The sequence below is a fragment of the Methanolobus tindarius DSM 2278 genome, assembly GCF_000504205.1.
GTDB lineage: Archaea > Halobacteriota > Methanosarcinia > Methanosarcinales > Methanosarcinaceae > Methanolobus > Methanolobus tindarius.
This window is the reverse complement of the sequence record NZ_AZAJ01000001.1, coordinates 2836313-2848800: the sequence shown is the minus strand read 5'-3', so window position 1 is coordinate 2848800 and position 12488 is coordinate 2836313. Positions and strand designations below refer to the sequence as shown.

12 protein-coding genes are annotated in these 12488 nt (G+C 39.3%); 6 read left to right on the top strand and 6 right to left on the bottom strand.

Translation table 11 applies throughout. The features are described 5' to 3' along the window. Positions 1–7: 7 nt before the first annotated feature. Entirely contained in the window at positions 8–1813 is a 1806-nt protein-coding gene (locus METTI_RS13495; protein ID WP_023846387.1) for an ATP-binding protein, read from the bottom strand. Between the two features lie 8 nt (positions 1814–1821). Next, positions 1822–2742, bottom strand: a complete 921-nt coding sequence (locus METTI_RS13490) for a PhnD/SsuA/transferrin family substrate-binding protein (protein WP_023846386.1) — start codon at positions 2740–2742, stop codon at positions 1822–1824. A 165-nt stretch (positions 2743–2907) separates the two neighbouring features. On the opposite strand from METTI_RS13490, the gene METTI_RS13485 reads away from it, so the two are divergent. Continuing rightward, positions 2908–3825: a PstS family phosphate ABC transporter substrate-binding protein gene (locus METTI_RS13485; protein WP_023846385.1), complete on the top strand. Its 918-nt coding sequence runs from the start codon at positions 2908–2910 to the stop codon at positions 3823–3825. A 45-nt stretch (positions 3826–3870) separates the two neighbouring features. On the opposite strand, the gene aroC is transcribed toward METTI_RS13485, so the two are convergent. Then, positions 3871–4965 (bottom strand): chorismate synthase, encoded by a 1095-nt coding sequence (aroC, locus tag METTI_RS13480; protein ID WP_023846384.1) that lies wholly within the window; start codon positions 4963–4965, stop codon positions 3871–3873. Positions 4966–4990: 25 nt separating this feature from the next. After that, the gene (locus tag METTI_RS13475; protein ID WP_023846383.1) at positions 4991–5872 is read right to left on the bottom strand and encodes a cation diffusion facilitator family transporter; all 882 of its coding nucleotides are present in this window, start codon (positions 5870–5872) and stop codon (positions 4991–4993) included. 186 nt (positions 5873–6058) lie between these two features. Between METTI_RS13475 and METTI_RS13470 the strand changes: the two genes are divergently transcribed. The 4 genes from METTI_RS13470 (at position 6059) to METTI_RS13455 (ending at position 8942) form a co-directional block, all read left to right on the top strand. After that, the gene (locus tag METTI_RS13470) at positions 6059–6736 is read left to right on the top strand and encodes a hypothetical protein (RefSeq protein ID WP_023846382.1); all 678 of its coding nucleotides are present in this window, start codon (positions 6059–6061) and stop codon (positions 6734–6736) included. Positions 6737–6911: 175 nt separating this feature from the next. Next, the gene (locus tag METTI_RS13465) at positions 6912–7739 is read left to right on the top strand and encodes a formylglycine-generating enzyme family protein (RefSeq protein ID WP_023846381.1); all 828 of its coding nucleotides are present in this window, start codon (positions 6912–6914) and stop codon (positions 7737–7739) included. 61 nt (positions 7740–7800) lie between these two features. Continuing rightward, complete coding sequence (locus METTI_RS13460) at positions 7801–8571, top strand: ATP-binding protein (RefSeq protein WP_023846380.1); 771 nt, start codon at positions 7801–7803, stop codon at positions 8569–8571. A 5-nt stretch (positions 8572–8576) separates the two neighbouring features. After that, positions 8577–8942 carry a cupin domain-containing protein gene (locus METTI_RS13455; RefSeq protein WP_023846379.1) on the top strand — a complete coding sequence of 122 codons (366 nt, stop codon included), beginning with the start codon at positions 8577–8579 and terminating at the stop codon, positions 8940–8942. A 32-nt stretch (positions 8943–8974) separates the two neighbouring features. Here METTI_RS13455 and METTI_RS13450 read toward each other — a convergent pair whose 3' ends face one another. Then, a complete protein-coding gene (locus METTI_RS13450) occupies positions 8975–10327 on the bottom strand; it encodes a tripartite tricarboxylate transporter permease (protein ID WP_023846378.1) in 1353 nt (450 codons plus the stop codon). A 161-nt stretch (positions 10328–10488) separates the two neighbouring features. Here METTI_RS13450 and METTI_RS13445 point away from each other — a divergent pair, with 161 nt between their 5' ends. Then, positions 10489–11421: a TIGR00269 family protein gene (locus METTI_RS13445; RefSeq protein ID WP_023846377.1), complete on the top strand. Its 933-nt coding sequence runs from the start codon at positions 10489–10491 to the stop codon at positions 11419–11421. Here METTI_RS13445 and METTI_RS13440 read toward each other — a convergent pair. Then, on the bottom strand, positions 11403–12308 hold the full coding sequence (locus METTI_RS13440) for a DUF7847 domain-containing protein (RefSeq protein WP_023846376.1): 906 nt from the start codon (positions 12306–12308) through the stop codon (positions 11403–11405). The two genes, METTI_RS13445 and METTI_RS13440, sit on opposite strands and share 19 nt — an antisense overlap. Positions 12309–12488: the final 180 nt, after the last annotated feature.

Genomic DNA, 12488 nt, shown 5'->3' with positions numbered 1-12488 from the left:
TTTAGTATCAAAATCCAGGAACTGTAAAATAGAATGTACTTCCTTTTTCCACGGTAGACTCAACCCAGATTTTTCCTCCGTGCTGGTCAATGATATTTTTAACAATAGCCAGACCAAGTCCGTTGCCGCCATATTTACGGGTCGACGAGGAATCAACCTGATAAAATCTTTCAAAAATCAGATCCTGTTGATCCTCCGGAATTCCAACACCTGTGTCTTTTACATAGACAAGAGCTCCGGTGTCTTCCTGCAAAGTGCCTATCTCTACACTTCCGCCTTTGCCTGTGAACTTCAAAGCATTGTCTAAAACCTTTGTTAAGGCATATGCCAGTTTTTCAGGATCACCCTGTACAAACATATCATTGCCCTTGATAACATTGATATCAAGTCCTGAGGCTTCCATTTTACCATTGAAAGACTTGAAAGCTATATCAACAATACTATTGATGCTTGTTTTGACCATATCCATTTTCTCGAGTTCATCATCAGACCTGGCGACCTCCAGAAGATCCTGTATCATCCAGTTTTGTCTTTCAAGCGCTTTCAGTGACTTTTCAAGGAAAGAATTCCTTTTTTGCATATTCTCTTCATCAATGGCAATTTCTACATAGCCTTTCATGATATTCAAAGGAGTGCGCAATTCATGGGAAATATTTGCTATTATATTACGCTTCATTTGCTCAAGTTTTTTCATTTCAGTAATATCCTTGGCAACTGCAACATATTTTAGCTCATTGCGGTACTCAACAACGGCTATACTCATCATTATTGATTTCATTTTGCCGTTACCGGCCCGGAAATTCATTTCTCTGATAAAAGTGATATTCTTATCAGGAGATTCAAAAAAAGATGTCAAATCCTTATTATCAATAACAAAAGAAAGAACATCATAACCGACAATCCGGTCCATACTTGTTTCAGAGATCTGGATGAAAGCTTCATTGGCAAATTCTATCTTACCACTATTATCGATAACAATTATTCCATCGAGACTCCCTGAAACTATCTTGGTCAGATAATTACGTGTTTCAAGTATCTCTTTTGATGCCTTCTCCTTTTCCTCAATAAGGTATCCAATATGGTCTGCCATGTCATTAAAAGATTTAGCTAACTGGCCTATTTCATTATTTGAACTTATGCAGGCCTTGTGATCCAGATGTCCTTTTCCGAATGTTTCTACTGATTTTTTCAATTCCAGAATAGGATTGGAAACTACAGAACCTGCAAGATACGCAACATAGGAACCAACCACAAGAAGCAATAGTACAAACAAAATGAGATATCTTGTGAATTTATCAGCCGTTGTCCTGATGTTCTCCTGAGACATTCCTACATGAACTTCCCCTGCATTTCCCTCAAGAATAGGACATGAAATATCCCTGATGTATCCCAGTTCAGTATCAAGCAACAGTGTATTGGTTTCATCTACTGCAGGATTTATTCCCTTTAGATCTACAGGAAATCCACCACTAAACGTGTGAACCAGGACTTCACCATGTTCATTAGTTATGAATACATACACAACCTCAGTTTCACTCTCTTTGATGGTTTTCACAAGCCATTGGAGACGAACCTGATTATCGGTAAGTATAGGGTTTACACTATTCTCTGCAAGATTACGGGTTATTGAAATTCCTTTTTCATTGAGCTCAGTTTTCATCATATTTGTCTGCACGACATTAAGGTAAGAACCCATAAGGACACCGAGTACAAGGATTATACTGACAACAGTGAGGATGAGTTTGGTACGGATACTGAAGTCATCAATGCTTGTGACCAGTTTTTCCATTATGTTACTGTTTCTATCTTCCATTTTACTCCTCACAAGTTATTTCCGTACTCTGCATATGTTTCATGGTCCATTTCAACAAACATATTGAAATGCATTTCTTCAAGAACCTCACGACCTTCTCTGGAATCATGCATACCAAGCAATGTCTTAGCTACATCATTCTTTAGTTCCTGATCAATATCCGGATTCACAGCAACTACAGGAACAAGCTGACCTGAAGAAGAATAAATTATACTAAGATCAGAGTAATCTTCAGATGAACTTTCAACCATGTAAGACCACATTATACAATCAATTTCAGCACCATCCAGGCTTCCCTGATGAACCATATCTATAAAATTATCCTGACTATTGCTGTAAATATAACCGGAGAAGAAGTCGTCCGGTGAACCGTCAATAAAAGGATGCATATAATCCGGAACAATGTCACCCCTATTAAAACGATAACTATTGAATGCAAATTTTTTTCCGTGGAGATTCTCAAGGGAATCTATCCCGGAATCCCCTCTTACGATTACCAGTGATGAACAATACAGATCACCATTGATGACAGGCACTGCGACAATTTCAAGACCAAAATCATCATGTCCTGAAAGATAATCTTCCTCTCTCACAAATACAAAATCAAGATAACCGGTTTCAAGCAGATAGTTGATCTCAGCAGGATTATCACGTTGCACAAGTTCAAACTCAAGGTTTGTCTGCTCAGACAGGTAATTTAAAAAATCATTATAATACTCCATTGTTATTTTTGGAGACGCCATGGCGAATACGCCGATACGCACAGGTTTATCGTTGATATCAGATTGTGTTAATGTTTCGGTATTTTTAAGAGAAACTGTCACTGCTTCCTCAGATTCAAAACAACCGCTGGAAATGATTACTGTTGTAAAAATGAGTAGCAGTACAAAAATACATCCACTGCAACGTATTATTGGCTTGTTTTTCATATCAGTATCCCAACAGTCTTAATTGATATTTAAAAATACCTACATAATTATATTACGCAACATAATTTATTTAAACTGGGATTGAAACTATATAAAATCACCTGTTTATCATAAATTGACAGTATTTATATATCGAAACGATTATCTAAATAATGGGTGTGTTAATTGTCTCAAAATAAAAACTACACAATATTTGCCATTATAATAGCATTATTCATATTGATATCTTTATTTTCATTATACGGACAAAACAATGATGAAAATATAAAAAATACGATATCAAGCAATCAAAATAATTACACGGCTGATAGCACAGACACTACTTTAAATGAGATCTTCATTAAAGGCTCTGACACCATTTTACCGGTTTCAATAGCTGAATCTGAATCTTTCATGGAGCTATATCCTGAAAATAAGATAATTGTTATTGGAGGAGGATCATCCCTTGGAATTGCCAGTTTTATTGAAGGAGAAGTGGAGATTGCCATGGCATCAAGAAAAATAAAAGATACTGAAATTGAAAGTGCCATAGATAAAGGAATAAATCCTGTAGAAACAGTCATCGGATGGGATGGAATTGCAGTTATAGTCAATAAAAATAACTCATTTGACAGTTTAACTATTGAGCAACTGAAAAAAATCTATACCGGAGAAGTTACTAACTGGAAAGAGCTTGGTGGCCAGGATGAAGAAATTGAAGTGCTTGTGCGCGATACCAGTTCAGGAACTTACGCTTTTTTCAAAGAACACGTACTTGAAGATGAAGACTACAGTTCTAAAGCGGTGACCGAACCAAATACGGAAGCTATTGTACAGACTGTTGCATCAGATAGTGCAGCCATTGGTTATATAGGACTGGCTTATGCTGATAGTAGCGTGAAAATGCTTGGCCTTGAAACCTCAGAAGGAGTTTTCCATCCGGAGCAGGAATCAATCCTGCAAGGAGAATATCCATTGGCAAGACCACTTCAGTATTACACTAACGGTGAACCAGAAGGGGAAATTGGAGAGTATATAAACTATGTACTGAGTGAACAGGGACAAGTAATAATCAAAGAGATTGGATATCTCCCCATCAACTAAAAATGAATAATGAAAATCGAATTATAATCAAATTCTGGTGGAAAATCATAGAAGGGAGTCAGGACCAATACGTCCACTCCTGATCATATGATCTGCAAGCACAAGTGCCATCATTGACTCTGCAACCGGAACCATTCTTGGCGGGATTGTCGGGTCATGGCGGCCATGTATTTCTACATCGATTTCTTTCATTCCATCCATATCAGCACTTTTCTGGGACTTTGATATGGAAGGAGTGGGTTTTACTGCTATCCTGCAGACCACAGGCATCCCTGTAGATATTCCACCCGTGATTCCGCCGGCGTTGTTCTCTGCAGGAGTTACCTTTCCATTATTGAGTCTAATAGGATCATTCATCTGGCTGCCTTTCATTCCGGCACATTCAAAACCTGCACCAATCTCAACACCCTTTACAGCTCCTATCCCCATCATTGCACAGGCAATATCCGCATCCAGTTTGTCAAATACTGGTTCACCAAGTCCTGCCGGAACACCGGTAGCAATAATTTCCACAATACCACCGATACTGTCACCTTCAAAACGGGCTTTGTTTACCTGCTCCAGCATTTTTTCAGCAGCTTCCGGGTCAGCACAGCGTACAACATTGCTATCAACGTTGCTGCGTATTTCCTCAAATGAGAGTGATTTTGCTTTTACACCACCAAGTTCTGTTACATGAGCAAAAACCTCAACTCCTTTCTGTGACAGGAGTTTCCTGGCAACAGCACCTCCGGCAACCCTGCCGATGGTTTCCCTGCCCGATGACCTTCCACCACCTCGGTGATCACGGATACCATATTTTTCAGTATAAGCAAGATCCGCATGTCCCGGTCTTGGGATGTTCTTTATGTAATCATATGCACTGGATTTTGCATTCTTGTTCCAGACCATCATGGAAACCGGCATTCCGGTTGTTGTTCCATCAATTACACCGGACAGGATCTCTACAGAATCAGATTCGGAACGAGGTGTTGAAACTTCGCTCTGGCCCGGTCTTCGCCTGTCAAGATCTTTTTGAATATCCTCTTCTGAAAGTTCAAGTCCTGCAGGTATGCCGTCAACAACGACTCCAAGGGCTTTTCCATGCGATTCACCCCATGTTGTTATTCTGAAAGAATGTCCGAATGAATTTCCTGGCATAATTGTATAGACCTCTTGATACTATTTATACCGACCGAGTGTGAGCCGGCTCTATATGGACAAGAACATCCTCTATTCCATCAAAATTTTCCCTGATCCTGTATTGCACAATATGGGATATGGTATGTGACTTGTATGTTGTCATTTCAGGATCAACCTCTACATGCAGATCAACAAAAACATTCCCCGGAGGACCACGGGTTCTTATTTTATGGCAATCGATGACACCTTCTACATTTCTAACAACGTTTGCTATTTTCTCAGTATCTATCTGTGACTCATCAGCCAGAATTGACACACTATGGAGGATTATCTCTGCTCCTGCATGCAATATGACCAGTGCTATTAAAACAGAAACAATCGGATCAATAAATGGGTATCCCAGATGGATGGCTACAAGGCCGATAATAACTGAAAGTGAAACATAGATATCACTTTTAGTGTGAGCAGAATCTGCAAGAAGAACTTCACTGTTAAGTTCAATACCTCTCCTGCGCTCGTAAGTTGTCACACCGTAATTGACACACATTGTTCCAAGCATTACTGCAAAACTAATTACAGTTACTTCTGGTGTACTTCCGGTTCCAAACCTATTAAAAGCGGAATGCACAATCTCAAAAGCTACAACTGCAAGTATAACTGCTATTACTATGGATGCCAGAGTCTCAAACTTGCGATGACCGTAGGGGTGTTCCTTGTCAGGTGGCTTGGCTGCAATCTGTATACCTATAAGGCCTACTATATTTGAAACACCATCAAAAAGAGAATGATAACCGTCAGACTGCATACTCAGGACATTGGTATACATTCCGTATGCAATCTTTGCAAAAGAAACGGCAAGGTTCAGGAACAGAATATAGATCATTACATTTCTTATCTGCCTGAAACGTGATTCAATATCATACATCTATTATCTATATGGTTATTAACCATCAACAATATAAACTATATGATTTTTGCATCTATAAAAAGAAGGGGACCCAACATTATTTAAGACTAAGTGGGTTAATATATTAATAGATACATACGGTTATTGGTGATAGTTTTGCTCCAGCATAAAAAAAGATTATTTATACTTATAATAGTGGCAATAATGACAGTTACTGCTTTATTTATTTCCGGATGTCTTGAAACCGCACAGACCACACCTGCAACAATAGATGATGCTGCACTTGAAGCTTATGGATGGTCACAAATATCCATGGAGGAAAAATCTCTTGAGCAAAACATTACAGAGACAACATCAATAGTTTTCAATTCTGCAACTGTCAAATATCATAATGACAGGCTTACATCGGACATCAATGAGCAGGTCCTGGAATTCAAAGAAGATAACAATCTTCCGGTTTCCATAGATATACCTGAAAGCCTGAGTGCACAGATTATTACATATCGCCTTTCATTACCTTCCGGAGCACAACTGCCAACTGAACTGGTTTCAAAAATAATGGACAGCAGAATGAATGAAATTCGGGAAAATAATGATATTGAAAACACACAGGAATCTTCCACACGTACAATAACATTGGACGATGGTACGGAAACTGTTGTAAAGATATTCACCGCTTCCGGCAACTCCACAGAATCCGGAATGAAAATGATGGGATTTTTTACTTCATTCTCAAATGATGAGTCCAGCACTTTTGTGATGGGATTCGTTCCTGACGGAGCATATACAGTTGATGCAGGAATTATAAACGGGACCGTGTTCTCAATTGATGGTGAAAATGAAATTGATGAAATGCTTCAGCTTGTAAGCACCATAGAATAAAATCCCAATGGATACAAGAGTTAAGAGTTACTATTAAGGTAGCTATATAGTTTGTATAAAAGTGAAAACAACTATAGACCATAAATAGTAGCTTAGTAAAGAATAGACAGGAATACAAACTCATTAGAATACCTATATATACGATTTTTAGAATCGTGTGTGATAGGTGTTCTGTTTGAAATTCCTGGCAAGAAAAAACGTTGTGAAACTCATATCTGTTTTTGTACTATCAATTTCTGTGATTTTATTATCAGGCTGTGTTACAAATGATAGTACAAGTAACGAATTGGAACAGGAAATCAGCAATTCCATAGGAATGGATCTCGTCCTGATTCCCTCTGGCAATTTTTACATGGGTTCTGACTCAACTCCACTAGTTGCTTTTGATGACCCGGCACATGAAGTCAGTATTGAAAATTCATTCTACATGGGAAAATACGAAGTCACACAAGCACAATGGAAAGCTGTCATGGGAACCAGTCCTTCACTCTTTGAAGGAGATGAACTTCCTGTAGAGCAGGTTTCATGGTATGATGCACAGGAATTTATTAGCAAACTGAATGAAATGGAAAATACTGACAGGTATCGTCTTCCAACCGAAGCTGAATGGGAATATGCATGCAAGGCCGGAAATGACACGGATTTTTCGTTTACAAATGAAGCCACCGATCTGGATGAATACGGCTGGTCTGATTCTTACGGCTGGTGTGCTATAAATGCCAATGGAACAACCCATTCAGTGGGAGAGAAAAAAGCCAACTCATGGGGACTTTATGACATGCATGGCAATGTATGGGAATGGGTACAGGACACCTGGCATGACAATTATGATGGTGCTCCGACAGATGGAACAGCCTGGGAAGATGAGAATAGTATAAATCGTGTAGGAAAAGGCGGAAGCCTTATGGACGGACCTAATATCTGTAAAAGTTCTTTCCGCGGCAGCCTTGATGCTGACAGCACATCATATGTGCTTGGATTCAGGATAGTGAAGGAGATTTAGAACTCTCCTTTTTCCCTCTGTAACCGGAAAATATAATTCACATAAATTCTCAGTTCTGAGCATGGTAAAAATTGCAGTCACGGGAAAAGGCGGAGTTGGCAAGACAACACTATCCGGAACTCTGGCAAGAATGCTGGCAAGGGATGGTTATGATGTGCTTGCCATTGATGCGGATGCTGATATGAATCTGGCTTCATCCCTTGGAATAGAGAATGCTCCGAAACCTCTTACCGATTACAAGGACCTCATTGAAGAGAGAGCCGGAGAAAAAGGAGGCATGTTCAAGTTCAACCCGAAAGTTGATGATGTTGTTGATAAGTTTGGTGTTGTTGGACCTGATAATGTCAAAATGCTTGTAATGGGAACTGTGGAAAGAGGTGGAAGCGGTTGCATGTGTCCTGCCTCAGCGTTTTTGAAAGCATTCCTCAGACATGTTGTCCTCAAGGACAGCAGCGCTGTAATACTTGACATGGAAGCAGGTATCGAACATCTGGGAAGAGGGACCACACGTGGAATTGACCTTATGATAGTTGTTGTGGAACCTGGTATGCGTTCCATTGAAACTGCCCAGAGGATTAAGGAACTTTCAGAAGGAATAGAGATTCAACATCTTGCAGCAGTCATTAACAAGGGAACTTCCGCTAACATTAAACCAAAGCTGGAAGAGCTTGGAATTCCTGTCCTTGGCCAGATACCATATGATCCCGATCTTGTAGAAGCTGACTTCAACGGCCTTTCACCTATTGATGTTGGAGGTAAATGGGTCGATTCTGTAACTGATATCAAGAATAATATGCTTGAAATAATCTCAGGTTTTGAGAAAGAGGAATAGACCATATGCCGATAATGAGTTCCTGTGACAAGGTTGAGGCTTATATTACAAAAGATGGCTCTGTTATAAGAGAACTGATCCATCCTCTGGTTCATGGGAATTTTTCTCAGAGCCTTGCAGAAGCCAGAGTTACACCTGGCAATTCCACTCTTTTACACAGCCATAATTTGACAGAAGAGATATATCATATCCTGGAAGGCACAGGAATACTTACACTTGGACACGAGACTATTGAAGTAAAATCCGGGGATTCAGTCTGTATCTCTCCGGGAACACTACATAATATCACAAACACAGGAGAAAATGAACTCAGGTTCCTCTGTTGCTGCTCTCCTGCATATTCCCATGATGACACAGTAGTATCAGAATAATAATTTATTTTTTCAAATCTAGTGAATCCAGATTAGATGAAGTAAAGTATCACAGGCAATATAATAACCCCCATTGAGTGTGATTTCCTTATACCCATAAATGACGGGAGCATTCCTATTGGAGTTGCTATCAGAAATACCATCAGACCAAAAAGACCTGTGAATGCAAGGCACATGAAAAACAAAAGTGCAAGTACGGCATAACAGATTATAGAATAATCAAAACCATAAAGCAGTCGATGGATATTATCTCCTAAAAAGACCGTGGAATAATAAGACAGTATAGCGGTCAGTGAGATTGCAAGAAGAAAAAGAATAACCAGAGGAGGATTAAGATCAATACCTCCAAGAAGTTCATTTATAGCCACCATGGCACCACTGCGGGATTTGCCTATTACCACCAGAGCCAGCAAGCCAAAAATTGCATTGCAGGTGTTTACACCTGAAATAGAAACTATGAATTCCTTTGCTGAATCTGTTACGCTGTCAGTTGAAAAGTTATCATCTGGTGAAGTATCCAGACTTCTGTCAAAATCCTCTTTTATGAAAAGACGTGCAAACACTGTGGCGATTGATGAAGACACACCAGGCAACCAGGCTACAAGTGAACCGGAAGTTCCGCCTACTACAATTGCCCTGATGATACGTTTTCTCTCAAGTTCCATTCTTGATTTAAACTGATAAGGTATCAGGGGCTGGGACATCAGACTGATGATAAGTTGGGATGAACCGAAAAGACCGCTCAAAAGAGGAAGCAGTATTGAAGGTTCACCTATTGACAGAAATGGGTGCATGAGACTTTCTTTATCGAATGCAAAAACACCAAGAAATCCACAGAGCATGAATACAAGTAACGCACTTAAGGGATATCTCATCCTTTGAAGCAGACCTTGTTTGCCAGGTTCTCCTTTTTCTGTAAATACCATGATTAAAACAACAAGAACCAGAATCCAGGCAATGTATTCCTGAATAAAAGGATAAACAGAACTGAATGCCATGGAAAGCGGATATGCAGTAATAAGGGCCAGAGCCACAGATCCTGCGCTTCCAAGAGCAGACAAACGTATTGCTTCTGCTCCCCTGCCTTCAAGCAATAATGTGTGCCCGGGCAATACTGCAAGTGCCAGGTCATCGCCCGGAGCACCCAGAAATATTGCAGGAATTATGTCGTGGAAGGTATGTGAAAGCGAATTTGCCAGAATCATTGCTGCTACACAGATTAGAGGCAGACCATGTTCGGAGAGAAACGGAGAAAACGTCAGCAAAACCAGTGCAAAATTATTGGTGTGTATCCCCGGAATAAGGCCTGATATAACTCCAAGGAAATAACCTGCAAATACTGATAATAGGAATGTGAATATGGATACCTCTGTTAGTGGCGACATTATTAGTTTCCTGAATGCTTTTGCCCAGAATTATTAGAGTAATACTTAATTTTTATGATTTGGATCTAAAATATATTTGCAATTATAAGAGCTTACCAATAATTGGGAGGAGTTAAATTGCCAGGACAATTTTATATAATAAGATTTCATGTGCATAAATAATGGATTCAAAAACGATCAAATGCAATAAATGCAACAATGATGCAATTATTTTCCAGAAATATTCCGGAATGCACCTTTGCCGGAAGCATTTCATAGAGGATGTTGAACGTAAGATAAAACTTACCATCAGAAAACATTACAGCATCAAGAGAAATGAAGTCATAGCCATTGGACTGAGCGGTGGCAAGGATAGTAGTACAACACTCTATATTCTTCATAAATTATTTGGAAAAAGACCTGATATTGAGCTTGTGGGAATTTCCATAGATGAAGGAATTGCAGGCTATCGTCCTGATACTATTGAATCTGCACGGGAACTTACATCTAAACTTGGTGTCAGACACATTGTCCGCTCATTCAGAGATGAATATGACACCACCATGGATAAGATTGCACCCCAGAAGAGAGAAAAAGGGGCATGCAGCTATTGTGGTGTACTTCGAAAATCACTAATTAATAAGATTGCACTTGAAGTCGGAGCCACAAAACTTGCAATTGGCCACAATCTGGACGATGAAGCACAGACTATTTTGTTAAATCACCTGAAAGGTGACGTTTCCCGTATGGTCAGACTTGCTCCTCCCAAGGAACTTGAAGGATTGGTTCTCAGGATGAAGCCACTGAGACATATACCTGAAAAAGAGATTGCTCTTTATGCTTATCTTCATGATCTTCCCCTTGGATTTGGCGGGTGTCCATATGCACATGAGGCCATGAGAAAAGAAATAAGAGCAATGCTGAATGAATTCGAAGTGAAACACCCCGGTACTAAGTATGCACTTTTAAGTGGTTTTGACAAGGTTTCAGGAATACTTGGAAGAGAATATCCTCAGGAAGGACTTCAAAAGTGCATTATATGCGGCCAGGCATGCACTGAGAATGTCTGCCAGGCATGTAAACTTCTAAAACGAGATCAGTCGTACAATAAGTAATCCTCAAAAGAATACAATTTCCTTTCTGTCCTGTCAAGATAGAAACGTGTAATCCATACAGTTATCAGTGGCTGGATTACTACCGTACTCAGCAGAAGATCAAACAGTGACCATAGTTGTGCAAGTATTTCTACATATGATGTGACTTGTCCTATAAATCCGAGAACAAATGAGATTCCCATAATAATCAACCATAGTCCAACAGATGCCATCTTATTGGACAGCACAAATGATACTCCTGTTTCGATTGCAGTTATAGGGTCAAGTTCATCGGCTACAAGCACGTAATTTACAGCGAAAAGCAACAGGCTGATAATAATTATGTAAAATGCCCATATGATTATACCCAAAGCTAGCAATGAAACGCTTGCAACAGCCATATCAGGATTTGAAAGAAGAATACTGATATCATCTATGGAAAGAATACCTGGCACGAGGAATATTACGCCTGCAAATATCAGCAAGAGTATCAGTATATTAACAAAAAAAAGATTAATATAATTCCTCTTTCCGGTTGTTATCATGGTGTTTACACTGGTATGTCCTTTTTCCAGTGCCTCTTTGGCCATTCCAATAGCACCGGCCATTATGAAAGCATCAATTACCAGGTATATTAAAAACAGGACAATCGAGAAAATCACTATAAACAGCATGTGTTCATAGAATACGGAATACATAAGGTCAAGCATTTCATCCTGTGTCATGTTTGCCGGATCTACTGTATCTGACATTGCAGGAACAATGAATAGTATCGTGAATAATCCCACAGAAAACATGAAAAAGAGAATAGATGTCACTATTTTCAATATGAATGGCACACACAGGTTGAGATTGCCAGTCCATGTTCCAAATCCCTTTCGAACGAGTGTTCCAATGTCTTCTACCATCAATATTGCTCCGGAGATACTGACAGTACGTTTCTCTATTATATATTCTCATCCCATATTTATTCCGGAAAAACAGAAATGCCATATTGATCATAAAGTGTGTAAAAAAATTACTTCTGAGTAAAAGTGCAAGGACAAAACAAAAGATATAAATAGAATTATGCCTTTACTAAATTGTTC